General features: G+C 66.9%; 34 protein-coding genes and 1 tRNA gene. 10 read left to right on the forward strand and 25 right to left on the reverse strand.

What is annotated here, in order from left to right; all coding sequences use genetic code 11:
* Positions 1-44 precede the first annotated feature (44 nt).
* A complete protein-coding gene (locus ASE90_RS02080; RefSeq protein ID WP_082449503.1) occupies positions 45-500 on the forward strand; it encodes a MaoC family dehydratase in 456 nt (151 codons plus the stop codon).
* 13 nt (positions 501-513) lie between these two features.
* Positions 514-1,692, forward strand: a complete 1,179-nt coding sequence (locus ASE90_RS02085; RefSeq protein ID WP_055995273.1) for an acetyl-CoA C-acyltransferase — start codon at positions 514-516, stop codon at positions 1,690-1,692.
* A 149-nt stretch (positions 1,693-1,841) separates the two neighbouring features.
* On the opposite strand, the gene ASE90_RS02090 is transcribed toward ASE90_RS02085, so the two are convergent.
* Positions 1,842-2,930 (reverse strand): branched-chain amino acid aminotransferase, encoded by a 1,089-nt coding sequence (locus tag ASE90_RS02090; protein WP_055995276.1) that lies wholly within the window; start codon positions 2,928-2,930, stop codon positions 1,842-1,844.
* Positions 2,931-2,988: 58 nt separating this feature from the next.
* On the opposite strand from ASE90_RS02090, the gene ASE90_RS02095 reads away from it, so the two are divergent.
* Entirely contained in the window at positions 2,989-3,492 is a 504-nt protein-coding gene (locus ASE90_RS02095; RefSeq protein ID WP_055997103.1) for a MarR family winged helix-turn-helix transcriptional regulator, read from the forward strand.
* 1 nt (position 3,493) lies between these two features.
* Here the strand turns inward: ASE90_RS02095 and bla are convergent, their stop codons facing one another.
* The 6 genes from bla to ASE90_RS02125 all read right to left on the reverse strand — a co-directional run bounded on the left by bla (position 3,494) and on the right by ASE90_RS02125 (position 7,428).
* Positions 3,494-4,348 carry a subclass B3 metallo-beta-lactamase gene (gene bla / locus ASE90_RS02100; RefSeq protein ID WP_055995279.1) on the reverse strand — a complete coding sequence of 285 codons (855 nt, stop codon included), beginning with the start codon at positions 4,346-4,348 and terminating at the stop codon, positions 3,494-3,496.
* Positions 4,345-5,148, reverse strand: a complete 804-nt coding sequence (proC, locus tag ASE90_RS02105; protein ID WP_055995282.1) for a pyrroline-5-carboxylate reductase — start codon at positions 5,146-5,148, stop codon at positions 4,345-4,347. Before proC ends, bla begins: the two co-directional genes overlap by 4 nt.
* Positions 5,145-5,645 carry a YbjN domain-containing protein gene (locus tag ASE90_RS02110; RefSeq protein WP_055995284.1) on the reverse strand — a complete coding sequence of 167 codons (501 nt, stop codon included), beginning with the start codon at positions 5,643-5,645 and terminating at the stop codon, positions 5,145-5,147. The genes proC and ASE90_RS02110 overlap by 4 nt, the downstream gene beginning before the upstream one ends.
* Before the next feature lie 61 nt (positions 5,646-5,706).
* Positions 5,707-6,003, reverse strand: a complete 297-nt coding sequence (locus ASE90_RS02115) for an accessory factor UbiK family protein (RefSeq protein ID WP_055995287.1) — start codon at positions 6,001-6,003, stop codon at positions 5,707-5,709.
* Positions 6,004-6,045: 42 nt separating this feature from the next.
* Positions 6,046-6,600, reverse strand: coding sequence for a TspO/MBR family protein (locus ASE90_RS02120; protein ID WP_055995290.1), 555 nt, complete (start codon positions 6,598-6,600; stop codon positions 6,046-6,048).
* 39 nt (positions 6,601-6,639) lie between these two features.
* Positions 6,640-7,428: a TlyA family RNA methyltransferase gene (locus tag ASE90_RS02125; protein WP_055995293.1), complete on the reverse strand. Its 789-nt coding sequence runs from the start codon at positions 7,426-7,428 to the stop codon at positions 6,640-6,642.
* 177 nt (positions 7,429-7,605) lie between these two features.
* Between ASE90_RS02125 and ASE90_RS02130 the strand changes: the two genes are divergently transcribed.
* Complete coding sequence (locus ASE90_RS02130; protein WP_055995296.1) at positions 7,606-8,274, forward strand: RBBP9/YdeN family alpha/beta hydrolase; 669 nt, start codon at positions 7,606-7,608, stop codon at positions 8,272-8,274.
* 64 nt (positions 8,275-8,338) lie between these two features.
* On the opposite strand, the gene ASE90_RS02135 is transcribed toward ASE90_RS02130, so the two are convergent.
* From ASE90_RS02135 to ASE90_RS02165, 7 genes are all read right to left on the reverse strand, one after another.
* A complete protein-coding gene (locus ASE90_RS02135; RefSeq protein ID WP_055995299.1) occupies positions 8,339-8,770 on the reverse strand; it encodes a hypothetical protein in 432 nt (143 codons plus the stop codon).
* The gene (dxs, locus tag ASE90_RS02140) at positions 8,767-10,689 is read right to left on the reverse strand and encodes a 1-deoxy-D-xylulose-5-phosphate synthase (protein WP_055997107.1); all 1,923 of its coding nucleotides are present in this window, start codon (positions 10,687-10,689) and stop codon (positions 8,767-8,769) included. Before dxs ends, ASE90_RS02135 begins: the two co-directional genes overlap by 4 nt.
* Before the next feature lie 86 nt (positions 10,690-10,775).
* The gene (locus tag ASE90_RS02145) at positions 10,776-11,246 is read right to left on the reverse strand and encodes a Fur family transcriptional regulator (RefSeq protein ID WP_055995302.1); all 471 of its coding nucleotides are present in this window, start codon (positions 11,244-11,246) and stop codon (positions 10,776-10,778) included.
* Positions 11,247-11,286: 40 nt separating this feature from the next.
* The gene (locus ASE90_RS02150) at positions 11,287-11,667 is read right to left on the reverse strand and encodes a MerC domain-containing protein (RefSeq protein WP_055997110.1); all 381 of its coding nucleotides are present in this window, start codon (positions 11,665-11,667) and stop codon (positions 11,287-11,289) included.
* 101 nt (positions 11,668-11,768) lie between these two features.
* A complete protein-coding gene (locus ASE90_RS02155; protein WP_055995305.1) occupies positions 11,769-12,035 on the reverse strand; it encodes a UvrB/UvrC motif-containing protein in 267 nt (88 codons plus the stop codon).
* Positions 12,036-12,066: 31 nt separating this feature from the next.
* The gene (locus ASE90_RS02160) at positions 12,067-12,384 is read right to left on the reverse strand and encodes a DUF2218 domain-containing protein (protein ID WP_055995308.1); all 318 of its coding nucleotides are present in this window, start codon (positions 12,382-12,384) and stop codon (positions 12,067-12,069) included.
* On the reverse strand, positions 12,381-12,923 hold the full coding sequence (locus ASE90_RS02165; protein ID WP_055997113.1) for a PadR family transcriptional regulator: 543 nt from the start codon (positions 12,921-12,923) through the stop codon (positions 12,381-12,383). The genes ASE90_RS02160 and ASE90_RS02165 overlap by 4 nt, the downstream gene beginning before the upstream one ends.
* A 97-nt stretch (positions 12,924-13,020) precedes the next feature.
* On the opposite strand from ASE90_RS02165, the gene ASE90_RS02170 reads away from it, so the two are divergent.
* The 4 genes from ASE90_RS02170 (at position 13,021) to ASE90_RS02185 (ending at position 15,693) form a co-directional block, all read left to right on the forward strand.
* Positions 13,021-14,325 carry a replication-associated recombination protein A gene (locus tag ASE90_RS02170; RefSeq protein WP_055995311.1) on the forward strand — a complete coding sequence of 435 codons (1,305 nt, stop codon included), beginning with the start codon at positions 13,021-13,023 and terminating at the stop codon, positions 14,323-14,325.
* Positions 14,322-14,666 carry a hypothetical protein gene (locus tag ASE90_RS02175; RefSeq protein WP_055995315.1) on the forward strand — a complete coding sequence of 115 codons (345 nt, stop codon included), beginning with the start codon at positions 14,322-14,324 and terminating at the stop codon, positions 14,664-14,666. The genes ASE90_RS02170 and ASE90_RS02175 overlap by 4 nt, the downstream gene beginning before the upstream one ends.
* Positions 14,648-15,529 carry a hypothetical protein gene (locus ASE90_RS02180; protein WP_235531621.1) on the forward strand — a complete coding sequence of 294 codons (882 nt, stop codon included), beginning with the start codon at positions 14,648-14,650 and terminating at the stop codon, positions 15,527-15,529. The genes ASE90_RS02175 and ASE90_RS02180 overlap by 19 nt, the downstream gene beginning before the upstream one ends.
* A 90-nt stretch (positions 15,530-15,619) precedes the next feature.
* A tRNA-Thr gene (locus tag ASE90_RS02185) sits at positions 15,620-15,693 on the forward strand.
* Between the two features lie 32 nt (positions 15,694-15,725).
* On the opposite strand, the gene ASE90_RS02190 is transcribed toward ASE90_RS02185, so the two are convergent.
* A complete protein-coding gene (locus ASE90_RS02190) occupies positions 15,726-16,406 on the reverse strand; it encodes a response regulator transcription factor (protein ID WP_055995321.1) in 681 nt (226 codons plus the stop codon).
* Entirely contained in the window at positions 16,403-17,914 is a 1,512-nt protein-coding gene (locus ASE90_RS02195; protein WP_055995324.1) for a sensor histidine kinase, read from the reverse strand. The genes ASE90_RS02190 and ASE90_RS02195 overlap by 4 nt, the downstream gene beginning before the upstream one ends.
* 228 nt (positions 17,915-18,142) lie before the next feature.
* Here ASE90_RS02195 and ASE90_RS19475 point away from each other — a divergent pair, with 228 nt between their 5' ends.
* Both ASE90_RS19475 and ASE90_RS02200 read left to right on the forward strand, forming a co-directional pair.
* The gene (locus ASE90_RS19475) at positions 18,143-18,298 is read left to right on the forward strand and encodes a hypothetical protein (RefSeq protein ID WP_156361384.1); all 156 of its coding nucleotides are present in this window, start codon (positions 18,143-18,145) and stop codon (positions 18,296-18,298) included.
* A gap of 2 nt (positions 18,299-18,300) precedes the next feature.
* The gene (locus tag ASE90_RS02200; protein WP_235531622.1) at positions 18,301-18,504 is read left to right on the forward strand and encodes a hypothetical protein; all 204 of its coding nucleotides are present in this window, start codon (positions 18,301-18,303) and stop codon (positions 18,502-18,504) included.
* A 22-nt stretch (positions 18,505-18,526) separates the two neighbouring features.
* Here the strand turns inward: ASE90_RS02200 and ASE90_RS02205 are convergent, their stop codons facing one another.
* The 9 genes from ASE90_RS02205 to ASE90_RS02245 are packed head-to-tail and all read right to left on the reverse strand — an operon-like array spanning position 18,527 to position 25,588.
* On the reverse strand, positions 18,527-18,793 hold the full coding sequence (locus ASE90_RS02205) for a hypothetical protein (RefSeq protein WP_156357825.1): 267 nt from the start codon (positions 18,791-18,793) through the stop codon (positions 18,527-18,529).
* An 8-nt stretch (positions 18,794-18,801) separates the two neighbouring features.
* Positions 18,802-19,806: a chemotaxis protein CheB gene (locus ASE90_RS02210; protein ID WP_235531623.1), complete on the reverse strand. Its 1,005-nt coding sequence runs from the start codon at positions 19,804-19,806 to the stop codon at positions 18,802-18,804.
* Between the two features lie 33 nt (positions 19,807-19,839).
* The gene (locus ASE90_RS02215) at positions 19,840-20,277 is read right to left on the reverse strand and encodes a chemotaxis protein CheW (protein WP_055995334.1); all 438 of its coding nucleotides are present in this window, start codon (positions 20,275-20,277) and stop codon (positions 19,840-19,842) included.
* Between the two features lie 26 nt (positions 20,278-20,303).
* Positions 20,304-20,666, reverse strand: coding sequence for a response regulator (locus tag ASE90_RS02220; RefSeq protein WP_055995337.1), 363 nt, complete (start codon positions 20,664-20,666; stop codon positions 20,304-20,306).
* A gap of 29 nt (positions 20,667-20,695) precedes the next feature.
* Positions 20,696-21,244 carry a chemotaxis protein CheD gene (locus ASE90_RS02225; RefSeq protein ID WP_414888775.1) on the reverse strand — a complete coding sequence of 183 codons (549 nt, stop codon included), beginning with the start codon at positions 21,242-21,244 and terminating at the stop codon, positions 20,696-20,698.
* Entirely contained in the window at positions 21,241-22,269 is a 1,029-nt protein-coding gene (locus tag ASE90_RS02230) for a protein-glutamate methylesterase/protein-glutamine glutaminase (RefSeq protein ID WP_055995340.1), read from the reverse strand. Before ASE90_RS02230 ends, ASE90_RS02225 begins: the two co-directional genes overlap by 4 nt.
* On the reverse strand, positions 22,266-23,129 hold the full coding sequence (locus tag ASE90_RS02235; protein ID WP_055995343.1) for a CheR family methyltransferase: 864 nt from the start codon (positions 23,127-23,129) through the stop codon (positions 22,266-22,268). Before ASE90_RS02235 ends, ASE90_RS02230 begins: the two co-directional genes overlap by 4 nt.
* The gene (locus ASE90_RS02240; RefSeq protein ID WP_055995346.1) at positions 23,126-25,309 is read right to left on the reverse strand and encodes a chemotaxis protein CheA; all 2,184 of its coding nucleotides are present in this window, start codon (positions 25,307-25,309) and stop codon (positions 23,126-23,128) included. The genes ASE90_RS02235 and ASE90_RS02240 overlap by 4 nt, the downstream gene beginning before the upstream one ends.
* Before the next feature lie 15 nt (positions 25,310-25,324).
* Positions 25,325-25,588 carry an STAS domain-containing protein gene (locus ASE90_RS02245; protein ID WP_235531624.1) on the reverse strand — a complete coding sequence of 88 codons (264 nt, stop codon included), beginning with the start codon at positions 25,586-25,588 and terminating at the stop codon, positions 25,325-25,327.
* Positions 25,589-25,620: the final 32 nt, after the last annotated feature.

Here is a 25,620-nt window from a genome sequence, read left to right on the forward strand (position 1 = left end):
GTCCCGGTCGTGCGGCTATGCTCCGGCCGGATAAGGAGAGGTCGGTGACGGCGATCACGGCGGAGGCGATGGCGGAACGGATCGGCAGCGAATGGCTGTCCGACTGGATGACGCTCGACCAGTCGCGGATCACCGCCTTTGCCGATGCGACCGACGACCATCAGTTTATCCATATCGACCCGGAGGCTGCCGCCGCGACGCCGTTCGGCGGCACGATCGCGCACGGTTTCCTGCTGCTGTCGCTGATGCCGAAGCTGGCCGCGAGCAGCGAGATGCCGGCGATCGTCGGCACGCGGATGGGTGTGAATTACGGTGGCAACCGCGTGCGTTTCGTCCGACCGGTCCGGTCGGGGGCGCGCATCCGCGGGCGCTTCACGCTGGTGGCGCTCGAACAGAAACGCCCCGGTCAGTGGCAGCAGACCATCAGCTATGCCGTCGAGGTCGACGGCAGCGATCAACCCGCGCTGATCGCCGAATGGATCAGCCAGATCTTCACCTGAACAAGGACCCGCCATGCGCTCAGCCGTCATCGTTTCGACCGCCCGTACCCCGATCGGGCGCGCATATCGCGGGGCGTTCAACAACCTGCCCGCGCCGACGCTGGCCGCGCATTCGATCCGGACGGCGGTCGAACGCGCCGGGATCGAGGGGGGCGAGGTCGACGACGTGCTGTTCGGCGCGGCGCTGCAACAGGGGCATCAGGCCGGCAATATCGCGCGTCAGGCGGCTCTGCGCGCCGGCCTGCCGACGACGGTGTCGGGCATGTCGATCGACCGGCAATGCGCCAGCGGGCTGATGGCGATTGCCACCGCCGCCAAGCAGATCGTGCACGACCGCATGGACATTTGCGTCGCCGGCGGCGTCGAATCGATCAGCCTCGTCCAGACGCCGCAGATGCGGATCGCCGCCGATCCCGAATTGCTGGCGATGCACGGCGACATCTATATGCCAATGCTCCAGACCGCAGAGATCGTCGCCAAACGCTATGGCATCTCGCGCGATCGGCAGGACGCCTATGCGCTCCAGTCGCAACAGCGCACCGCCGCCGCGCAGGCGAACGGACTGTTCGATGCCGAACTGGTGCCGGTGACCGCGACGATGAACGTCGTCGACAAGGCGACCAAGGAAGTATCGACCCACGACGTCACGTTGACCAGGGACGAAGGCAATCGCGCCGACACGACGCTGGAAGGGTTGCAGTCGCTCAAACCAGTGATGGGCGAACAGGCGGTCATCACCGCCGGCAACGCCAGCCAGTTGTCGGACGGGTCGTCGTCGTGCGTACTGATGGAAGAGTCGGTGGCCGCGGCACGCGGGTTGCAGCCACTGGGCCGCTATGTCGGCATGGCGGTGGCGGGCACCAAGCCCGACGAAATGGGGATCGGCCCGGTCTATGCCGTGCCCAAGCTGCTCGAACGCTTCGACCTGTCGGTCGACGATATCGGGCTGTGGGAATTGAACGAGGCGTTCGCGGTGCAGGTGCTGTATTGCCAGGACGTGCTGGGCATTCCCAACGACCGGCTAAACGTCAATGGCGGCGCGATCTCGATCGGGCATCCGTACGGCATGTCGGGCGCACGGATGACGGGCCATGCGCTGATCGAGGGTAAGCGGCGCGGCGTGAAGTATGTCGTTGTGACGATGTGCGTCGGCGGCGGCATGGGCGCTGCGGGGCTGTTCGAGGTGCTTTGAGGCGTTCCGCGTTCAACCGGGCGAAAGCGGTTCGGTTGAGCGCGCTGCCTGCAGGCGAAACTCGCAGGTCGAACCTTGGTCCCGGCATGGGCTGAACAGTGCGGGGCACTGTTCACCCGAAACGCCCTTGAAGGGGAGAGGGCCGTGGGTCAGCCGATGCGTTGCATCCAGCCGTGCGGGTCGTTGCTGCGGCCGCGCTGGATGTCGGTCAGTTGCTTGAGCAGCGCCTGCGTCCGCGCACCGGGTTGGCCGTCGCCGATCTGGAAGCTGAAGTCCGCCGACGACACCTTGCCGATCGGGGTGACGACAGCGGCGGTGCCGCAGGCGAACGCCTCGACCAGACGGCCGCTGGCGGCGTCGGCCTGCCACTGGTCGATCGAATAACGTTCCTCGCGCACGTCGATCCCGGCATCGCGGGCCAGCGTCAGGATCGAATCGCGGGTGATGCCGGGCAGGATCGTGCCGGTCAGCGGCGGGGTGAGCATCGTGCCGTCGTCGAACACGAAGAAGATGTTCATGCCGCCCAGTTCCTCGACCCAGCGGCGTTCGACCGCGTCGAGGAACACGACCTGATCGCAGCCCTGCCGGATCGCTTCCGACTGGGCGAGCAGGCTGGCGGCGTAATTGCCGCCGCACTTCGCATCGCCGGTGCCGCCCGGCGCTGCGCGGGTGAATTCCTTCGAAACCCATAGCGACACGCTCTTGGCACCGCCCGGCCAGTAGTTGCCGACCGCCGAGGCGATGACGCAATAGAGATACTCGGCGGACGGCTTCACGCCGAGAAACGTCTCGCTCGCGATCATGAACGGGCGCAGATAGAGCGCGCTGCCCTCCCCGGCCGGAATCCAGTCGCGCTCGGCCAGCGTCAGTTCGCGGCACGACGCGACGAACAGGTCCTCGGGCAATTCGGCCATGGCAAGGCGGTTTGCCGAGCGGCGAAAGCGGGCGGCATTCTGTTCGGCGCGGAACAGCGCGACGCCGCCATCGGGCAGCGTATAGGCCTTCAACCCCTCGAAAATCTCCTGCGCGTAGTGGAGGACAGCGGCGGCCGGGTCCATGACGATCGGCGCGCGTGCGCTGATTCTGGCGTCATACCAGCCCTTGTCCTCCGACCAGCGCATCGTCGCCATATGGTCGGTGAAGACGCGCCCGAACCCCGGATTGACGATCCGTGCCGCCCGCTCGCTCGCCGCGACCGGCGTCGCATGGGATTCGAAGGCGAAGGTCGGCTGCGTCATGGCGTCCTCATGGATGAATGCTTGCGGTGGCGTAGGCCGGATGGCAGAAATGGTCAACATGACTGCCCCAATATCGCCCGCCCAGCCGATGGCCGCATCGGCATTGTTCCTGCGCGAAGCGGAGGTACGGCGCGGGATCGAACTGCTGTATTTCGGCTATAGCCATCTGACGCGGACGATCGATGAGGAACTGGCCGCGCAGAATCTGGGGCGTGCCCATCACCGCGCGCTGTATTTCATCGCCCGCCGGCCCGACCTGTCGGTCAGCGAATTGCTGCGGTTGCTGGCGATCACGAAACAGTCGTTGGGGCGGGTGCTGAACGACCTGTCGTCGCGCGGCCTGGTCGAGAGTCGGGCAGGCGACCGCGATGCGCGGCAACGGTTGCTGAAACTGACGCCCGACGGACAGGCGCTGGAGGCGCGACTGTACGAAATGCTCAACGCGAAGCTGTCGCGTGCCTATTCGGGTGCCGGGCAGGACGCGGTCAGCGGCTTCTGGGCGGTGCTGGAGGGTCTGATCCCGGCGGGCGACAAGGCGGCGGTGGCGGCGCTGGGGCGGTAGGTCAGCGCGCTTCGTCGATCAGTCTCTTGTCGAGCCGCCGGGTCGCGGCGGCAGCATAGGTGCGGCAGCCATTCCGGTCGACCAGCGGCTTTTGGCCTGCCAGTCGTTCCGCCATGTCGCTTGCCGCCGGATGCGGGGTCAGGACAATGTCACACGGCAGCGCCGCCACCTTGGCGATCGTCGCGCGTAGCCGTGCGACATAGGCCGGGTGATCGCCAAAGCGGTAGGCATCCGACGATACGGCGGACAGGCTGTCGGCAAAGACGACGGTGCGGCAGATCTTTCCCGCACACGAACGCCACGACCAGCTCATGCCGTCGGGCGAGTGACCGGGGGTCAGATGCGCGGTCAGTCGGATCGGGCCGAGCGTAACCGGCTGGCCGTCGGTCAGGACGCCGGCGACCGGAACGCGATCGACCGGAGACAGGATGTCGCGCTGCGGATCGTCGCCCGCGAACCGGCCGCGTTCGATCACCTCACGCGCCGCGGCACTTGCGAGCAGTTTCGCACCAGTCGCGCGACGCAGCGCGGCGAGGCCGCCGGCATGGTCGATATGACTGTGGCTCATCAGCAGCAGCTTCACATCCTGCGGTCGGAAACCCAGCCTTCGGATGTTGCCGACGATAGACGGCACCGCTTCGGCCGTCGCGGCGTCGATGACGATATGGCCGTGCGGCCCGGCAATCAGCAGCACGGTAATGCCACAGGTGCCGATGTCGTAGACGTTGCCGAAGATGCGGACCGGCGGCGCGGGATCGCTCCAGCCGTCCTTGCCGGCGCATTGTCGCGCGCGGGCGGCGACGTCGGCGGGCGGGGTTGCGGCCGGCATCGCCGCGAGCAGGATCGCGCCGATCATCCTCTCGCCGCCGCCGCCATCTCCGCATTGCGCCGTTCGGACGCAGCGAGGGTCGCGGCGAGCAGGCGTTTCAGCGCGTCGCCTTCGTCGAGGACGTTCAGCCCCTGCCGCGTCGAGCCGCCGGGGCTGGCGACGCGATCGGCGAGCGTTGCGGGCGAGGCATCGCTTCCTGCCGCCATCGTCGCCGAACCCTGCACCGTGGCGATGGCGAGGCGTTGCGCCTGATCAGAGGGCAGACCAAGCGCCGCGCCCGCCGCCGCCAGCGCGTCGATGAAGCAGAACACGAATCCCGGCCCGCAGCCCGACAAGGCGGTTACGGCATCGAACAGCGTGGCATCGTCGATCCATTCGACCAGTCCGAGCGGCTGCATCAGCGCTTCGGCAGTCGACCGGGCATTGCCATCCGATCCGTGCGAGTGGAGCGCAACCACCCCCTGCCCGATCGCGACCGGCAAATTGGGCATGGCGCGCACGATCGTCGCTGCGTCGAACCGGCGGGCGAGCGCGGCTTCCTCGACACCGGCGAGGATCGAGATCAACAGCGGCACGCCGGCGAGGCGGGGGGCCAGATCGGGCGCGATCACATCGAGTTGCTGCGGCTTGACCGCCAGGACGACGATCGCCGGACGGGTTTCGGGCAGCGTGATCGCATGGGTAACGCCCGCCGGAACCTCGCGCGGGCTGCGGGTAACGACGGTGATCGCCGCCGGATCGACGCCGTCGGCGATCCAGCGGTCGAGCATCGCCCCGCCCATATTGCCGCAGCCGACCAGCCACAGCGGTCCGGGCAGTGCGGTCATGCCTCGCCCTGCGTCTCGATCATCGACGCGGCGATGGCTTCCTTCGGCGTCTTGCCGCCCCACAGCACGAACTGGAACACCGGGTAGAAGCGTTCGCATTCGTCGATCGCGGCGTCGATGATCAATTCGGCCTGATCGATGGTCAGCGCCGGCTCGTCGCCCAGCATCGCGGCATGGCGATACAGCAGGATGCCGCTCGACGACCAAAGTTCGAAATGCCCGATCCACAGCTGTTCGTTGATCAGGCCGATGGTTTCGTAGATCGCACTGCGCCGTTCATCCGCTACGCGAATATCGGGCAGCGCGAGGAATTGCAGGACGCCGTCCTCTCCGCGCCAGATCGCGCGGAGTTCGAATTCGGTCCAGCTACCCTTCACGTTCGCGACGATCTCGTCGCCGTCCCGTTCATGCTTCCAGCCGTGCGCCGCGAAATAGCGCTCCAGCGTATCGATCGGAGCGGCGTCGTCGCCGTCCTCTTCCACTTCGTCCAACATCATCCCCACGCCTTAGCCGCGCGCGTTGCCCCCGTCACGCGCCACGGCGGACGTGCGGCACGAATCAAAGCGCGCCTTCGCCGGCACCCGACGTGTCGGCCGTCAGCGGCTGTGCGACAGCCTGCTTGCCTTCCAATGCATCGAGCCGGGCGCGCAGCGCATCGGCTTCGTCACGGGCGGCGACGGCCATGGCCTTCACCACTTCGAATTCGTCGCGGCTGACGAAATCCATGCCGCCGAGAAACGTCTTGGCCCGCTCGCGCGCTGCCGCCTCGCCCTCGCGGGCCATGCCGGCGATGGTGCCGGCGGCGCCGTTCACGAACTTGGCGAAATCGTCGAACAGGCGGTTGTCGGACTGCATGGGAAATCCTTTTCGTTGGCAAAGGCGGGACGCCGCCTGCCGTCAAAGTGCGATTTGGGTGGAATGGGCCGGCGGCACAAGGGTTTCCGCATCGGGATTGCGCCGGTCGATCTGCCAGTTCAGCGCCGATGCGACCACCAGCCACGCCAGATACGGCACCAACAGCCACGCCGCGAGCGGACGGATGCGGCCAAAGGCGAAGGTCGTGGCAAGCGCGGTGAAGAACAGCGCGACGATCAGGATCAGCGCAAGGCTCACCTGATGCGCGCCAAAGAACAGCGGCGACCAGACGAGGTTCATCACCAGTTGCACGACGAACAGCGCGATGGCGATGCCCCGCCCCCGCGCGCCGCGCGCGCTGAGGATGATCGCCAGCGAGAAGCCCATCGCCACGTACAGGATCGTCCAGACGACCGGGAAGGCCCAGTTCGGCGGCCGCAGCGCCGGCAGGTCGAGCATCCGGTACCAGCCGTTATCGTCGCCGGCGACGACCAGCTGGCCCGACGTGAAACCCAGCAGCAGGATCAGCGGCACGCATATCACGGCCCGTCGCAGGAATTCCGAACGCAACTGCCACTTCGACGCGATCTCGTTCATCCCGTACCCCGGTGCCGGCCACACGCCGTGCGCAGCCGTTCAGGCGGCATTGCTTGCTGTGTGCGCTGCGTCATTGCAAGTGTCCGTAGTGGATTCGGGGGCGGTGGCGGCGATCAGGAACTCGATATTGCCCTCGGGCCCGGTAATCGGGCTGCGATCAATGCCAATCACCTGCCAACCGCTGTCGGTCAGCCATGCCGCGACCTCGTCACAGACGCGGGTGTGGATGGCGGGATCGCGGACCACGCCGCCCTTGCCGACCTCTTCGCGCCCCGCCTCGAACTGCGGCTTGATGAGGGCGAGCAACCGCCCGCCGGGCTTTACGAAGCCGAGCGGGACGGCCAGCACCTTCGACAGGGCGATGAAGCTGGCGTCGCAGACGACCAGATCGACGGGTTCGGGAATATGCGCGGGCGTCAGCAGTCGTGCACTCAACTGTTCGAGGACGACGACGCGCGGGTCCTGTCGCAGCTTCCATGCGAGCTGGTTGGTGCCGCTGTCGACGGCATAGACGCGGGTCGCACCATTGGTCAGCAGCACGTCGGTAAAGCCGCCGGTAGACGACCCGACATCGACAGCGATCGCACCGGTCACGTTCCAGCCGAAATGGTCGAGGCCGTGCGCCAGCTTGACCCCGCCACGCGATACCCAGGGATGATCACGCCCGCGCACGTCGAGCACGGCGGCGTCGGGAAGCTGCTGTCCCGGCTTGTCGACCTTGCGGTCGCCGACGAAGACTAGTCCGGCCATGATGAGCGCCTGCGCCCGGGTGCGGCTCTCGGCGAGGCCGCGATCGACGAGCATCTGGTCCGCGCGTTGCTTTGCCATGGACGGCGCATGGCGCGGCTTTCGGTTTGTCGCAACCCTCGATCCACTCGCCGATTGGCTATTGCCTATCATTGCAGTAGGAATATGTTTGCCGGTGAAGGCCGACCCGGCCCCGATCCCTCCCCTAAAGCTGACGGGTCGGCCTTCATCGACAGCGAACCGTACAGGAGCGTGACGATGGCGCAGTTTTCGACACCCCCGACCGCCTTGCCGACGGTGCTGACCGTGCCGGGATTGAATGGCTCCGGACCGTCGCACTGGCAGACCCTGTGGGAACAGTCGCGGCCGGACACGGCGCGCGTCGAGCTGGGATTATGGTCGCGCCCGTTGCGCAATGCGTGGGTGACGAAACTGGATCAGGCCATCCGGCAGGCGCAGGCGCCGGTGGTGTTGGCGGCACATTCGCTCGGTTGCCTCGCGGTCGCGTGGTGGGCGCAACTGTCGGGGCAGCCTTATGGCTGGCCGGTCGCGGGCGCGTTGCTGGTCGCGCCGGCGGATGTCGACCGGCACGGCGCACCGATGGAATTGCAGGGTTTCGCGCCGACGCCGCGCTTCTCGCTTCCATTCCCGTCGATCGTCGTGGCGTCGACCGACGACCCGTGGGTGTCGATCGAACGCGCGCATTCGATGGCGGCCGATTGGGGCAGTCATTTCATCGATGCCGGCCCGCAAGGGCATCTGAACGCCGCCAGCGGCATCGGCTGGTGGGAAGAGGGTCAGGAATTGCTCGAACGGGTCATTTCGGCATCGGGCGACGGGCATGGCCATGTCCGCCTGCCCAGCGACGCGCGGTCGGTGCTGGCGATCAACGCGACCGATGCGGCGCAGGGGCAGTTTTTGCGGTAAGCGCGATCGATTGGAACGCGCTCCCTACTGGGTTCGCGACGATCCTGTCCGGCGTCACCCTCGATCAGCTATGGGTCGACGCCGGCGTTGCGGTCGGCGCGACCGATTGCAGATGGCTTGCAAGGTCGCCCACGTCTTTCATCGGTGGCAGTTCGACGGGATCGGCCGGCATCGGCATCGCCAATCCGAGCCTTTCCCAAGCGGCGGCGACCAGATCGGCGACCTCTTCCTCATCGATCAGCAGGAACCGGGCGAAGTCGTCATCGGGGTGCGGAACGACACCACCGCCATAATAAGGCGCGACCAGTTCGCGGGTCAGCGCCGCGACCGACGCCGAGACGCCGTTGTCGCCGACCATCGCGTCGAAATCCGCCTCGCTCCACCCAGCCCGCTCGGCCTTTGCCGCGCGAAACCGCCGCCACATCCGCCAGTTGAACCAGCCGACCGCGATCACCGCCAGCGCGATGATCGCGACCGCCTTTTGCGGGCCGGTCATGCGCGGACTTCGGTGGCCCCGCTTTCGTTCCAGCGGAGCGCCTGCAGCACGGTGTCGACGATCTGCGGCGCGTTGAGGCCGGCCTCGTCATATTGCTTCTGCGGGGCGTTCTGGTCCTGGAATGTATCGGGCAGGCGCATCGTGCGCAGCTTCAGGCCGCCGTCGATCAGGCCGGCGTCGCTGGCGAAGGTCAGCACATGCGCACCGAGTCCGCCGACCGCGCCCTCCTCGACCGTCACCGCGACCTCGTGCGTGGTCAGCAGGCGGCGGATCATCGCCTCGTCGAGCGGCTTGGCGAAGCGCAGGTCGGCGACGGTGGTCGACAATCCCTTCGCCTCCAACGCGTCGGCGGCCTTGAGCGCTTCTTCCAGCCGGGTGCCGAGCGACAGGATCGCGACCTTGTGCCCTTCGCGGACCAGCCGCCCCTTGCCGATCTCCAGCTTCTGCGGCGTTTCGGGCAGCGCGACGCCCACGCCGTTGCCGCGCGGATAGCGAACCGCGATCGGGCCCGCGTCATATTCGGCGGCGGTATAGGTCATGTGGACCAGTTCGGCTTCGTCGGCCGCCGCCATCACCACCATGTTGGGCAGGGTCGCGAGATAGGTCACGTCGAAGCTGCCGGCATGGGTCGCGCCGTCCGCCCCGACCAGCCCGGCGCGGTCGATCGCGAAGCGGACCGGCAGGTTCTGGATACAGACATCATGCACGACCTGATCGTAGGCGCGTTGCAGGAACGTCGAGTAGATCGCGCAGAACGGCCGCATCCCCTGCGCCGCCAGCCCGGCGGCGAAGGTCACCGCATGTTGTTCGGCGATACCGACGTCAAAGAACCGACCCGAATGCGCCTTCGCGAACTTGTCGAGGCCGGTACCCGACGGCATCGCGGCGGTGATCGCGCAGATGCGGTCATCGGTCTCGGCCAGCTTGCTCAGCGTTTCGCCGAACACGTTCTGATATTGCGGCGGGCCGGCCGGGGCTTTCACCTGCGTACCGGTGATGACATCGAACTTCTGCACGCCGTGATATTTGTCGGCCGCCGCCTCGGCCGGGCCATAGCCCTTGCCCTTCTTGGTCACGACATGGATCAGGATCGGCCCTTCGGCGGCATCGCGGACATTTTCGAGGACCGGGATCAGATGGTCGAGATTGTGACCGTCGATCGGACCGACATAGTAAAAGCCCAATTCCTCGAACAACGTACCGCCGGTCGCCATGCCGCGAGCGAACTCATCGGTCTTGCGCGCGGCAGTATGCAGCGGGCGCGGCAGGCGGCGGGCGATCTTCTTGAACGTCTCGCGAATGCCCAGAAACTCCCGGCTCGACACGATGCGCGACAGATAGGCCGACAGGCCACCGACCGGCGGGGCGATCGACATATCGTTGTCGTTGAGGATCACGACCAGCCGGTTGCCCGCCTGCTCGGCGTTGTTCATCGCCTCATAGGCCATGCCCGCCGACATCGCGCCGTCCCCGATCACGGCGATGCCCTTGCCCGGCGTGCCCGCGATCTTGTTCGCGACGGCAAAGCCGAGCGCGGCCGAGATCGAGGTCGAGCTGTGCGCCGCGCCGAACGGATCGTATTCGCTTTCCGAGCGCTTGGTGAAGCCCGACAGCCCCCCGCCCTGTCGCAGCGTGCGGATCCGGTCGCGACGGCCGGTCAGGATCTTGTGCGGATAGCATTGATGGCCGACGTCCCAGACGAGGCGGTCGGCCGGGGTATTGAAAACATAATGGATCGCGACGGTCAGTTCGACGACGCCCAGACCCGATCCAAGATGACCGCCGGTCGTCCCGACCGCGCTGATGGTTTCCTGTCGCAATTCGTCGGCGAGTTGCCGAAGATCGCCGGCGGAGAGCTTGCGAAGGTCGGCGGGCGTCTGAACGGTATCGAGCAGCGGCGTGCTAATTGGATCGGCCATCATCCTTGCTTATCGCAGGTCAGCCACAGTGTCGATTGTCCGTGGCACGCCGTTCGGACAAAGCGCGACGATGCTTCGGGAAAGCGTCAGTCGTGCACCGTTCCTGCACAGTCCGCGCACGTACCCCGAACCTCGATCACCGGGCGGACGGGCGTGAAGCCGGCCCCGCTGGCGGCGGAGCGGACGCTGCCGGTGATCCGGTCGTCGTCGATATGCGTCGTCTGTCCGCAGCGGTCGCAGACGAGGAAGATGCAGTCGTGGATGCAGTCGGGATGACTGTTCGCCAGATAGGCATTGGCGCTTTCGACCCGGCGGGCGAGGTTCGCGTTCACGAACAGGTCGAGGATGCGATAGACGCTGTTGGGGGCCACCCGCCGCCCCTGCGCCTTCGACACGGCATCGGCGATGTCATAGGCGGAAGCCGGTTTGTCGAACGAGGTGAGCACATCGAAAATGCTCGCGCGCATCGCGGTCCATTGTTCACCGGCGCGGGTCAGCGCGACTTCGGCAGCCTTGCTCCACGCGGGGCCGTGATGATCGTGATGCTCATGCGCCATCGCAATGAGATAAGCGCCTGCACCGTTGGCGGCAAGCCGGTCAGCAGCCGGCGCGGCGGTTCAGATGATGACCGTACGCCAGCAGCGCGACGCCGCTCAGGGTCGCGATCGCTTCGGGCACCCCGTGCGGCAGGGTCAGGGCCAGCGCCATCACGGCGAGCCCGACGCCGCCGATTGCGGTCGGCAGACGCTGGCCGTGGCGGAGATAACCGGCTCCCAGCGCGACGATGCCGAGCAGCACCGCGAAGGCGAGGCCGAGTTCGTGGATCGCGGGATGCAGCAACGCACCGCCGACCGAGGCGAGCAACGCCATGATCGCGATCGTCGTGACGCAATGCACCGCACACAGCGCCGACAGCACGATGCCGGCGCGGTCGAGGCGACCTTCGTGCAACCAGGATCGGGCGGTGGAACTGCGCATCGCCGCCTTATGCTCCCGATCGCGCGAAGATACAACATATCGCTTCATCGCGGTTCCAACGCCGTGTCGGTGCTTTGGTTCGATGCAAATCGCTACGAACGCTATCGTTTCCGCGTCACCATCGGATCGGGCTTTTTCGGCGGTTTCCAGCCGGCGGGCGGTTCAACCCGCTGGCGGCTGGTGCCCAGTCCCATTGCGCCCGGTTGCTGGCGGGTCAGGCCAGCGGTGTCCGCAGCGATCGCCGCCTCCGCCTGCGCACCGCCGCGCAGCAGGTTGATCCGGTCGCGCAGCCGCGATGCGGTTTCAAAATCCATCGCGGCGGCGGCGGCCTCCATCTGCTGGCGCAGGGTGTCGATCGAATCGGTCATCGGACCCGAACGCACGAAGCCGCGCCGCGCCTCATCCCCAGTCGAACGCGAGCGGCGCTTCGCGAAAGGCGAAGCGATCGAGGTGGCGGGCTACGGCACCCTCGAGCGCGGTCAATTGTTCGGTCGAGGTCGCATCGATGCGGACGGTCAGGGCGTCGTCGGCGGCGTCGAATGTCACCAGCGCATCGCCGGGATGGTCGGCCCCGCGCGCGTCGCGGGGGAACACGACCGTGCCGTGGTTCGCGTCGAACGCAACGGTCAGGTTATGCTGCCAATGTTTGCAAAGCTGTTGCAGGTACCGGCTGGCATGGGCGGTCGCGACGATTGCGGTAGCGGTATGGTCGGTCACAGGCGTTCTACCTTTTGCGCGGCTTCGTCGAGGATGGCGGCGACCCGGTGGAGGGTTTCGGTGTCGACGTCCGCCGCCAGCCGATGATGGATCGCGGTGCGCAGGTTTGCACGGGCGCGGTGGATCGGACCGGCATCGGTGCGGGCGCGATGTTCGCCCAGTGCCGCAAGCCGATCGAATAGTTCGCCGACCTGCGCCGCATCGGTCGTCAATTGCGCCGTGCCTGACTCAGTCACCGCGAACCGCTTGCGCGTCCCCTCGCTCGCCTGCTCATCGATCAGTCCCATGTCGGTCAGCAGCGTCAACGTCGGATAGACGACGCCGGGGCTTGGCGCATAGGCACCGCCGGTCTTCCCCTCGATCGCGCGGATCAGGTCATATCCGTGGCGCGGCGTCTCGGCGATCAAGGCCAGCAGGACCAGCTTCAGTTCGTCACCGCCCAGCACCCGCCCGCGCGGTCCGCGCGGACCACCGTGTCGGCCACGCCCGCCCATGCCCGGCCCGCCGGTCCATGAATCATATCCAATTCCAAATCGCATCTTCATTCTCCGATATATCTTGAGCGGTAAGATATATCTGAACCGATCGTATGCAAGATCGGCTTTCGGGTTTTTTCGCGCACCCTATATTGCCGGCATGGCCGACCTTTTCGCCGACTTCGCCCCGCCCCCGCCCGAGACGCCGACCGGCGGGCCGCTCGCCGACCGGTTGCGCCCGACAACGCTGGCGGAGGTGGTCGGACAGGATCATCTGACCGGCGCGGATGGCGCGATCGGGCGCATGGTCGCGGCCGGCAAGCTGTCGTCGATGATCCTGTGGGGTCCGCCCGGCACCGGCAAGACGACGATCGCCCGCCTGCTGGCCGATGCGGTAGGCCTGCGCTATTCCCAGATTTCGGCGGTGTTCTCAGGGGTCGCCGACCTGAAGAAGGTGTTCGCCGAGGCGCGCGACCATGGCCGGATCGGCAAACGCACGCTGCTGTTCGTGGACGAGATCCATCGCTTCAACCGCGCGCAGCAGGACGGTTTTCTGCCCTATGTCGAGGATGGCACCGTCACGCTGGTCGGGGCGACGACCGAGAATCCGTCGTTCGAACTGAACGCGGCATTGCTCAGCCGGGCACAGGTGCTGATCCTGCACCGGCTCGACGCCGCCGCACTCAACGAATTGCTGATCCGTGCCGAGGCGACGGAGGAACGCCCCCTGCCCCTGACCGATGCCGCGCGGGCGGCACTGGTGGCGAGCGCCGATGGCGATGGGCGCTTCCTGCTCAATCAGGCGGAGACATTGTTTTCGATCCAACTGCCCGAACCGCTCGACCCTGCCGGGCTGTCGGCGCTGCTGCAACGGCGCGTCGCGGTCTACGACAAGGACCGGGAAGGGCATTACAATCTTATCTCGGCGCTGCACAAGTCGCTGCGCGGATCGGACCCGCAGGCCGCCCTCTATTACATGGCGCGGATGCTGACGGCGGGTGAGGAACCGCTCTATGTCCTGCGCCGGCTGACGCGGTTCGCCAGCGAGGATATCGGCCTCGCCGATCCGCAGGCGCTGGTGCAATGCCTCGCCGCCAAGGATGCCTATGACTTTCTCGGCAGTCCCGAGGGCGAACTGGCGATCGTCCAGGCGTGCCTGTATCTCGCCACCGCGCCCAAATCGAACGCGGCGTACAAGGCGCAGAAGGCGGCCTTCGCCAGCGCGCGCGAGACGGGGTCGCTGATGCCGCCGCAGTCGATCCTGAACGCCCCGACCCGGCTGATGAAGGATATCGGCTATGGCAAGGACTATGCCTATGACCATGATCATCAGGACGGGTTTTCGGGCGCGAATTACTGGCCGGAGGAGATGACGCCGAAGCGGTTCTACGAACCGACCGGGCGTGGCTTCGAACAGCGGATCGCCGAACGCATGGCGTGGTGGGACGAACGGCGTCAGTCATGAAGGACTGGACCGAGGTCGTGGCGATCGGCTGCACTTTGCCAGGCGTCGAGCCGGGCAGCAGCTATGGCCAGCCGGCGCTGCGTTTCAGGAACAGGACGCTTGCGGGCACGACCGCGCCCGGGTCCGACAGCTTCGTGCTTCATGTCGCGGAAGGTGAGAAGGACATGCTGATCGAGACCGATCCGGCGACTTTCTGGCAGACCGACCATTATCGCGGCTGGCCGGTGGTGCTGGTGCGCTACGGGACCGATGCCAGCGATCGGATCGCGACGCTGCTGCACCGGGCATGGTGGGACCGGGCGACGGTCACCCAGCGCAAGGCGTGGGGCGAGCGGCCCTGACCCGTCGCTTCACGCGGTTCGCGGCGATCGACTGGTCGGGACAGGCGGTTGCGCACCCGAAGGGGCTGGCCGTCGCCGCGGTCGGGGACGCCGGTCCGGAACTGATCGAGCGCGAAGGCGGATGGTCGCGTGCGGCGGTACTCGACTGGCTGGTCGGGTTGGCGGCAGCGCGAGCGGACATCGTGATCGGGCTGGACCTGTCGCCGGCGCTGCCGTTTGTCGACCTAGACCGCTATTTTCCGGGCTGGGACGCGTCGCCGCCCGATGCGCGGGCACTCTGGGCGATGGTCGACACGATGGCGGCGGACGATCCGTTTCTGGCGGCATCGTCGGTGGTCGCCGATGCGGAATTGTCGCGACATTTCCGGCGGCAGCGCGCGTGCGGCGACCTGTTCGGTGCCGGGCGCGGGCGGTTGCGGGTGTGCGAGGAACGGCAGTTGCTGGCCGGGCTGTCGCCGACCAGCTGTTTCAATCTGGTCGGCGCGGCGCAGGTCGGGAAGTCGAGCCTGACCGGTATGCGCGTGCTGCACCGGCTGCGCGGGGCGATCCCGGTCTGGCCGTTCGATCCGCTGCCCGATGCCGGGCCGGTGATCGTCGAAATCTACACGACCATCGCCGCGCGGGCGGCGGGGGTGCGCAAGGGATTGAGCAAGTTGCGCGATGCTGCGTCGCTGGATGCGGCGCTGGCGGTGCTGGGCAGCGCCGCGCACGTCCCGATCGCCCGTTACGACGATCATGCCACCGACGCGCTGTTGAGCGCGGCTTGGTTGCGGCAGGTCGCGGGTGATGGCGCGCTGTGGGCACCGGTCGGGCTGACGCCACAGGTCGCTCGGACGGAAGGGTGGACGTTCGGGGTGCGGTGAGGCGGAGACCGTCGCGACGAGCGGGTCGAATATCCCGCCTCACCCGCCGTTGTGCTGAGGCACGCCGCTTGGTACAGAGCGCGAGGAAGTGCCCCGTTACGTTAATGGTAAACGGCTTCCTTTGTAACGAAGAGACGCGGGTTCGATTCCTGCACGGGGCACCACCATCCCTTATTTCCCGCTCGGGCGGACAAGCTTAGCGCGGTGGCGCGAGCCGGTACCCGACGCCCGGTTCGGTCAGGATCAGCCGGGGATCGGTCGAATCCTCCTCCAGCTTCTGCCGCAGATAGCCGATATAGACGCGCAGATACTGACTGTCCGCCGATGGCGATCCCCAGCCGACCTCGAGCAGCCGTTTGTGCGTGACGACCTGTCCGGCGCTCATCGCCAGCGCCTGCAACAGGTCGAATTCCTTGCGCGACAAGCGGATCGGTTCGTCTTCGATCCGGACCGACCGGGCATCGAAGTCGATCGCCAGCGGGCCGCTGTGATAGGTCCGCGGCTTCACCCGCACGCTGGCACGCCGCCGCACCGCCGCGCGGATGCGGGCGGTCAGTTCGCCGATCTCGAAGGGTTTGTTGACATAGTCGTCGGCCCCCCCGTCGAGCGCCGCGATCTTTTCGCTTTCCTGATGGCGCGCCGAAATCACGATGACCGATGCCGCGCTGATCGCGCGCACCGCGCCGATCACGTCTTTCCCGTCCATGTCAGGCAGGCCGAGGTCGAGGAGGATCAGTTCGGGGTCGGTCCGTCGTACCGCCTCGACAGCGGAATCGCCGTCGCAGGCGGTCGCCACGTCATAGCCCGCCGCACGCAATGTCGGCTCCAGCACCGCGACCAGCGACGGTTCGTCGTCGACGATCAGGATGCGGGTCATGTCGCGGGCATTCCGCTGGCGATCGGCAGTTCGATAACGATCTTCGTGCCTCCGTTCGCCACGCCCGGCGTCTGCGCCGCGATCGATCCGCCCAGCGCCTCGACGAAGCCCTTGGCGATCGCCAGTCCCAGGCCGCTGCCGCGGGGCGATGCCTCGCTCCGGCGCACCCGGTAGAAGCGCTCGAACACGCGGACTAGGTCGTCCTCCGGAATACCGCAACCCTCGTCGGCGATGCCGATGCGACAGCGATCGCCTAGATCCTCGGCGCTCAGCACGATGCGGGTGCCGTCGGGACCATAGAGGATCGCGTTGTCGAGCACGTTGATGAGCACCAGTTCGAACAATGCCGGGTTCGCCGACACGACCAGTCGCGGGTCCATGCCGACCGTTTCGAACCGGCGGTTGCCGGCGCGCGGACGCACGCGCTGGATGGCGACGCCGATCATCTCGGCAACGCCGAGCGTCTGCAACGATGCCGGGTCGTCGCCGACCTCCAGCTTGCTCATTTCGAGCAGGTTCGCCGTATAGCGATTGAGCCGTTCGCAATCGTCGACGATCTGACGCAAAAATTGTTCGAACGTGACGCCGTCCAGCTTGTCGCGATAGATCAGCAAACTCGACGCCGAGGCGCTGATCGCGGTCAGCGGCGTGCGGAAATCGTGGCTGACCGAATTGAGCAGCGCGGTCTTCAGTTCCTCGGCCTTCACCGTTGCGCGACGTTCGGCATTCTGTTCCGACAGGATGGCGCGTTCGAAGGCGACCGAGACGCTGCCGCCAAACGTCTTGAGCAGGGTCAGGTCCATCGGGCCGACGCCGGTTTCCTCCAGCAGCAGGACACCGATCGCGCCTTCGCTGCCGTCCAGCCGGATCGCCACCAGCGGACGCTCGACCAATATCCCTTCGTCGCTGGCAAGCAACGCGGCGATCATATCGTCGATCGCGCACAGGGTCTCGTCCGGACCGACGCGGTCGAGACCGCCCGGCCGCAGCCGGAAGATCGTCAGGCGTGCGTTCAGGATCGGTTCGGCGACGCGGGCCAGCGCGGCGGTGATATCGACGACCCGCCCGGCCGATTGCAGCGCCCGACTGAGGCGCAACAGGTTGGTCAACCGGGCGTTGCCGAGCCGCGCCAGTTCCGACCGGTCGCGCAACCGCCCGGCAAGGATGCCGGTCACGATCGCACACAGGTTGAAGATGAACAGCGGTGCCAGATCGCGTTCGGTGCCCAGCCGGAACGAGAAAGCAGGCTGGGTAATGAAGAAATTGAAGATCAGGAACGCCGCTACCGCCGCAATCAGCGCGCTGGACAGGCCGCCGACCGCCCCGGCGACAGTGACGCCCAGCATGAACACCAGCGCGGCAGTGACCTCGTCATAATGCGCGGCGACCAGATTGCCGACCAGCGCGAGGACGAGGATGACGGTCGCGGTCGAGGCGAGCTCGTGCCGGTTCAGGGACAGTTTCAGTCCACGCGAGGCAAGGTCGGCGGTGATCGGATAGGACGGCATAGCGAAAGGCTCACTCCCACGAACGCGCCGCGGCACGGCCCGTGCGCCCGGACCACGCGTAGCCGAGCACTGAACACCGTCCATACATAAGAAAGCTATAGTAACGGCTTAACGGGTCTTTGGCCTAGCGATCCGTTCGGGCATCGCCACGGCTGACTGCGCGGGACCAGTGTCCCGTCCGGCACCTTTCGCTGCCCCCCATATCGACGTCGTATCGGGAGAGGACCTATGCAGTGGCCGTTTATTCATCGTCAGCGTCTGACGGACGCGTTGCTCGACGCCGATCGTCGATTCAATCAGATCGACCGCGCGGCGCGGACCTATCGCGACGAACGTGACCGGCTGAAGGCGGCATTGTCCGCGGTCAGCAATTATCCGCATTGATGATGGTCGACATCGCCGCCTTCGTCGCGATTCCGATCGGCAACATCGTGATGACGATCGGCTTCCTCAAGCTGATCTGGGTATCGGACGGGGCGTTCGCCTATGCCGGCGGGGGCCGCGCGACGCGGAACCTGCCGGGTCTGGCATGGGTCGCGGCCGGGGCGGCGCTGTGTTTCCTGCCGCTGGCGCTGCGCTATCCGGGATAGCGTCGGTCGCCGGGCGGGCGGGTCAGGCGGCGTGGCAGCGTAGCCGCGCCAGCATGTCCTCCAGCGTCACTTCCGACAGCTGATCCTGCCCGTCGCCACCGCGCAGCACGCTGGCGAGGTTGAGCAGGATCTGCGTGACGTGATCGATCGACTGCAACCCGGTCAGATGCCGGCGCAGCGTCGCTTCGTCGCTGCCGAGTTCGAAGGCGAGGTCGCCCAGCATCCGCGAGGCACGCACCAGTTCTTCGGCCAGTGCGCCGCCCATCGGGATCGGCTGCGGAAAGGTCACGGGCGCGTTCATTTCGAGCACAGTTTCAGGACGCTGGCGGTCAGCGCGTCGGGCCCGACCGGCTGCGTGACCATACCCCGCGCCAGCGTGTGGCCGCCGCCGCCCTCCGCCGGGGAAAAAGCATAGCTGCCCGCGCCCAGCATCGCCTTCAGACCGCCGCCGCCGTCTTCGCTGCCGTCGATCATCAGCACGCCGACCGCATTGGCCCCCGCCGCCTTGGCCGCAGCGGCGAACAGCAGCGAGATCGACGGACGCTCGCCCGCGACCGGATCGCGCGCCAGCAACCGCAGCTTGCCCGACGGCCAGGCGTCGACGACGACGTGATGGTCGCCCTGCGGCGCGAAATAGATCGTGCCCTGCTCGATCTTCATCCCGTCCTGCGCAACGACGACCTTCGGCGCGACCTGCGTCCCGAGCTTTTCGACCATGCCCTCGACCAGACCCGGCCCGAGATGCTGCACGACGATCGTCGGCGGGCAGTTGGCGGGAAACGCACCGAACATGCCGAACATCGACGCGGTGCTCGACGCATCGCCGCCCAGCACGATCAGGCGACCGTTCCAGTCGATCGGTGCCGCGGCCTTTGCCGCCGGCCCCTTGCTCTTCATCGGCGCGTTGCGGGCCGACTTGATGCGCTTGCCCAGCTTGGCGATGATCGCGTTCAGTTCGGCCGGGGCCGCGACGCGCGGCTTGGGCAGGCAATCGATCGCCCCAAGCCGCAGTGCCTCGATCGTCTCGCCCGCGCCGTCGGTGGTGCGGGTGGAGAACATGATGACCGGCATCGGCTTCGATTCCATGATCTCGGCCAGATATTCGATGCCGCTCATTCCCGGCATTTCGACGTCGAGCGTGATGACGTGCGGTTTCAGCGACGCGACCATCGAACGTGCTTCCGCAGCACCATCCGCAAGGCCGACGACCTCCACACCCGGAATCCGTTCCAGCGCTCCCGAAATGAGCGCCCGCATGGTCAACGAGTCGTCGACGACGAGAACCTTGGTGCTTGCAGCCATGATGTCAGTGTCCCAAAAAGATTACGCGGTACTTCAGGCGGCTTCGGCGACCGGCTGGTCGACCAGACGGTCGAGCGCCAGCACCAGGATCATGCGATTGTCGATCGTCGCCAACCCTTCGAGGAAGCGCGAGGCTTCGGTGTCGCCCATGTCGGGGATCGGCTGCATCGCATCCGGATGGATCGATACGATGTCGTTGACCGCATCGACGATGATGCCCTGCAACTGTTCACCGATGCGCACGACGATGATGACGTGGCGGGCCGACGGATCGGTCATGCCCCAGTTCAGCCGGTGGCGCAGGTCGAACACCGGCAACACGACGCCGCGCAGGTTCACGACACCGCGGACATAGGGCGGCACGTTGGGCAGCGGCGTCGCCGGCGACCATGCGCGGATCTCGCGGATCGCCATGATGTCGACGCCCAGAATCTGGTCGCCCAGCTGAAAGGTGATAAGTTGGCGGGACATGCTCTAATCCTCGGGCGGGAAACGGGTCAGTGCAGCACGCGGCGAATGGCGGCCGCGAGCTTTTCGGGGTGGAACGGCTTGACGATCCAGCCGGTTGCGCCGGCATCGCGGGCGCGCTGCTTCTTTTCGTCCGAGCTTTCGGTGGTCAGCACCAGGATCGGCAGGCTGCGACGCCCTTGCCCGCGCACTTCGGCGATCAGGCCGAACCCGTCCATGCGCGGCATGTTGATGTCGGTGATGAGCAGGTCGGGCTGCACGCCGTCGAGCTTTTCGAGCGCATGGACGCCGTCCTCCGCCTCGATCACGCTATAGCCCAGGTCGGTCAACGCCACCCGCAGCAACATCCGCATGCTGGGCGAATCATCGACGGTCAGGATCGTCTTTGCCACGGTAGGCTCCCTCGGTACGAAATCAGTCATCAAAAAAATTCCACGTCGCCGACGGCGGCGGGTGGCGGTGGTGGTTTGCGGACCACGATCACCGGCGGTGCCGCATCGACGACCGACCGGCACCGGGCAAGCCCGACCGCCGCGCGAAACTCGACGCGGCGTGCCCGCGTCCCCCCGACGTCCTCGCCGACCAGCGCGATCCGCTCGTTGCGCAGGAAGGTGCGGGCAAAGGCGATGTTGGCACCTCCGATATCACGAAATCCTTCCCGCATCGTTGCACCGCCGAAGATTCGTGCGCGCAAACGCGATCTTGCGGCACCCATGGTCAACATTGCGTTGATAAGTACTTCCATCGCGTAAACGCCGTAGCGTTGCATCGATGCCTGGTCCGATGCCGTGCCGTCCGCCAGCAGGTAATGGTTGATGCCGCCGATCTGCGCGACAGGATCGTAGAAGCAGGCGGCGACGCAGCTGCCCAGCACGGTGGTCAGCACGACATCGGGTTCGCGGCTGACCTGAGTCTCGCCCTGCGCCACGGTGACCCGGCGCAGACCGTCCCGCGCGGACAGGGCGTTCACAGCGCACATTCGGCGAGCAGCCGGCCGGCGATGCGGCGCAGCGGCAATTGTTCGGCAACGCCGCCGATCTGCCACGCGATGGCGGGCATGCCGTACACGACGCTGGTCGCCTTGTCCTGACCGAAGGTCATCGCACCGGCGGTACGCATCGCCTTCATCCCCTCCGCGCCATCGCTGCCCATGCCGGTCAGGATCGCGGCGGTGGCATCGCGTCCGGCCAGACGCGCAACCGAATGGAACAGCCGGTCGACCGACGGGCGGTGGCCGTTGACCTTGTCGCCTTCGAGCAGGCGGCAATGCCGCCGGTCGCCGGTACCCGCCAGTTCCATGTGACGCTCGCCACCCGGCGCGAGATAGATCTTGCCGACGCCCAGCACCGCGCCGGGGCGCGCTTCCTCGACGCTCGGCGCGCACAGCCGGTTGAGCCGGGCGGCGAAGCTGGGCGTGAAGGTCGCGGGCATATGCTGAACGATCATCGTCGGCGGGCAGTTGGCGGGAAACGCCGACAGCAGTTCGATCAGCGCCTCGACGCCGCCGGTCGACGCGCCGATCGCGATCATCGATCCGGGACGCGGCGTATAGGTCGCACGTTCGTGGACGACCGGGGCCGCCGGCACGACCCGCGCGGCGGGCCGCGTCTGCGACGCCGCGCGGACCAGATCGGCAAGGTCCAGTCCGCTATGGTCGTTGTGCGCCATCAGCCGGTTCTTGTCGAAACAGTCGAACGCCCCCCGCTCCAGCGCAGTCAGGCTGGCCTCCGCGCCTTGCGCGGTCAGCGTCGACAACATCACGACCGGCGTCGGGCGCAGCCGCATCAACCGGTCGAGAAAGTCGAGTCCGCTCATCCCCGGCATCTCGATGTCGAGCGTCACGACATCGGGGTCGAGCGCCTTGATCTGGGCCCGTGCCTCGTCCGCGCTGGCGGCGGTGCCGACGACTTCGATCGTCGGATCGGCCTGCAGCTTGCGACGGATGATCGCCTGCATCGAATAGGAATCGTCGACGATCAGCGCGCGGACGGTCATGCCGACACCTTCTGATAGGCGGTGCGACCGATCGGACGGAATTTATCAATTACTGCGCCGAGCAACCGCTCCGAATGACCAATGTACAGCATCCCCCCCACCTCCAGTCGGTCGGCGAGCCGGGCCAGGAGCTTTTCCTTCGTCGGTTCGTCGAAATAGATCATCACGTTGCGACAGAAGATCGTGTCGAACCGCCCCTTGATCGGCCAGTCGCCGAGCAGGTTGAGCGGCCGGAACGCGATCGCGTCGCGCAATAGCGGGTCGACGATCAGATCGTTGCCCTCCCCCCGGGTCCATGCGCTGCGCAGCGCGGCAGGCACGGTCCGCATCGTTTCCTTCGAATATTGCCCGGCCCGTGCCTTTTCGAGGACGCTGGGCGACACGTCGGTCGCCAGCATCCGCAGATCGGCCTTGAGCAGTCGCTGCGCGAGGCTGCGGTCGGCACCGAACGCCGCCATCAGCCACGAATAGGGTTCCTCGCCGCTCGAACACGCCGCCGACCACAGGCGGACGCGGCCCCCCTTGTTCAGCCGGTCGACCAGCCCCGGCCAGATGCGCCCGACGAAATCCTCGAAATGATGGTTTTCGCGAAAGAAACTGGTGTGGTTGGTGGTCAGTGCATCAACCGTACGAGCGCGCTCTTCGGCATCGCGGCCGATGAACGCGACATAATCGGCGAAGCTCGACAGGCCGCAGGCGCGGACCCGCGGCGCGATCCGGCCATAGACGAGCTGCGCCTTGCCGTCGGGCAACAGGATGCCGACCTCCTGATACACCAGCGCGGCGATCGCGCGGTGGTCGGCCGTCTGGAAGTCGAACTCCCGTGTCCGGCCGTTGTCGAGGGCGGCGGTGGCGCTCATGCCGCGATGGCCGCCGGCGCGCGGTTGGCGAAGCGGCTGCGCGACGTCAGCGCGTCGACGTCGGCGATCAGCGCGACGCGCCCGTCGCCGAGGATCGTCGCCCCGGCCACGCCGTCGATCGCCTGATAATTGGCCTCAAGGCTCTTTACGACGACCTGCCGCTGATCCTGGATCGAGTCGACCAGCAGCGCGGCCTGTCCATGATCGCCCTCGACCACGATCAGCACCGCGTCGGTGGCGTTGCGCTGCGCGCCGGCGATGCCGAGATGATCGGCGATACGCAGCACCGGCACATAGGAACCGCGCACGTCGAGCAGCGTCCCCTCCGGCCCCAGCCGGTTGAGCGTCAGCTCGGTCGGTCGCAGGCTTTCGACGATGTGGCCGAGCGGAATGACGAACGTCTGTTCGCCGACCGTCACGATCATGCCGTCCAGCACCGCCAGCGTCAGCGGCAGGCTGAGCGAGAAGCTCGACCCGAAGCCTTCGCGCGACTGGATGCCGATGCGTCCGCCCAGGGCCTGGATGTTCTTGCGCACCACGTCCATGCCGACGCCGCGGCCGGAGACGTTGGTGATCGCCGCCGCAGTCGAAAAGCCCGGCGCAAAAATCAGGTTGTCGATCTCTTCATCGCTCAGGACCGCATCAGGCAGGATGATGCCCTTCTCGATCGCCTTGGCCTTCACCCGCGCCCGGTTGATACCCTGTCCGTCGTCGGCGACGGTGATGACGATGCGGCCCGACTGGTGCGCGGCCGACAGGCGGACGACGCCCTCGGCCGGCTTGCCGGCGGCGACGCGCACGTCGGGCATTTCGAGGCCGTGGTCGACGGCATTGCGGATCAGGTGGGTCAGCGGCTCGCCGATGCGTTCAACGACGGTCTTGTCGACCTCGGTCATCTCGCCGTCGACTTCGAGGCGGACACGCTTGCCGGTCTCGCCCTCCAGTTCGCGGACGATCCGCGGTACGCGGCTGAACACCGTCTTCATCGGCTGCGCGCGGATCGCCATCGTCGATTCCTGCAATTCGCGCGTCAGATGTTCGAGGTCGTTGAGCTCGGAAATCCCGCCCATCGCATTTTCCGCAAGACGCTGGGCGAGCATCGCCTGGGTGATGACCAGTTCGCCGACCAGGTTGACCAGACGGTCGAGCTTGTCGAGGTCGACGCGGATCGTCTGCGCCGCCGGGGCGACAGCCGCCGCGGCGCGCGGCGCGGCCTTCTCGTCCGCCGGAGCCGGAGCCGGAGCCGCCGGTGCCGGCGCAACCGCAGCCGGCACTGGCGCAGCCGCGGGCGGCGGGGGTGGCGGCGGAGCGACCGGTTCCTCGACCGCCGCTACCGGTGCGGCGACCGTGTCGAGCAAGTCGAACAGCGAATCGACATCGTCCATGATCGACGCTTCCGGCGCGCCCTTGCCGAGCGTGATCGCGTTGCTGTCCGAAAATTCGAAGACCGCACGGATATCATCCTCGGCAACGCTGGCGGGCAACGCCACGTCCCATGCCAGATAGCCGGTTTCGGGATCGAGCGCGTCGAGACCCGGCAGCGCGCTGCGATCGCACTGCGTCACCTTGCCACCCAGCAGCGTCAGTTCGCGCAGCAGCAGCAGCGGTTCGGCACCATGTTCGAACGCCTTGGCACCCGGTTCGTAGCGCAGCCGCCAGCCGTCATCGGCATCGGCGCCCTCTTCGGACGGGGCGACATCGCCCAGCATCGACATCAGATCGTCGAAGTCGTCGGAGATGGCCGGGGCCGGTTCCGCCGCAGCCGGGGCCGCCACCGCTTTAGCCGAGCTGCCATGGGCGGTATCGCCGCCCGCCGCCGCCGACAGCCGGTCGAGCATCGCCGCGTCGGACGGCGGCGTGCCACCATCGCGGGCGGCGGCGACATGGTCGGCCAGCATGTCGAACGCGCCCATGACCACGTCGAGCAGCGGTGAGGTGAGTTCCAGCGTGCCGTTGCGGATCAGGTCGAGCAGCGTTTCATATTGATGGGTATAGGCCTGCAGACGTTCGTGACCGAACGCCCCTGCCCCGCCCTTGATCGAATGTACGCAGCGGAAGACGGCGTTGATCGTTTCCGAATCGCGGTCGCCGTCGCGCAGCAACGCGAAATTGCCTTCCATCGCGGCGAGACCTTCCTCGCACTCCTGAAAGAAGATCTGCTGGATTGCGTCGAGGTCCATGGGTTCGCTCCGGAATCAGGCGGCGAGAAGGGTGTCGAGCGCGGCCAGCGTGGCCATGTCGGCAAAGGCGGGGCTGGCACCGACGACGCGGAAATCGAGGCCGGCAAGGTCCGCCGCCGCTTCGGTGGCGGCAAGGATCTGCAGGCAGGCCTGCCCGATCCGCTCGACCGCGGATGCGTCGAGGATGATCGACTGACCGGTGTCGATCGCGGCGCGCAGCGTCAGCCGAAGCGGAGCGGCGGCGGCGGTGTCGAGCACGGGAGCGAGTACGATAGGCATCGGAAATTCCTGTTCGGAAAAGACGTGGGTCG

Source organism: Sphingomonas sp. Leaf67, assembly GCF_001421965.1.
GTDB lineage: Bacteria > Pseudomonadota > Alphaproteobacteria > Sphingomonadales > Sphingomonadaceae > Sphingomonas.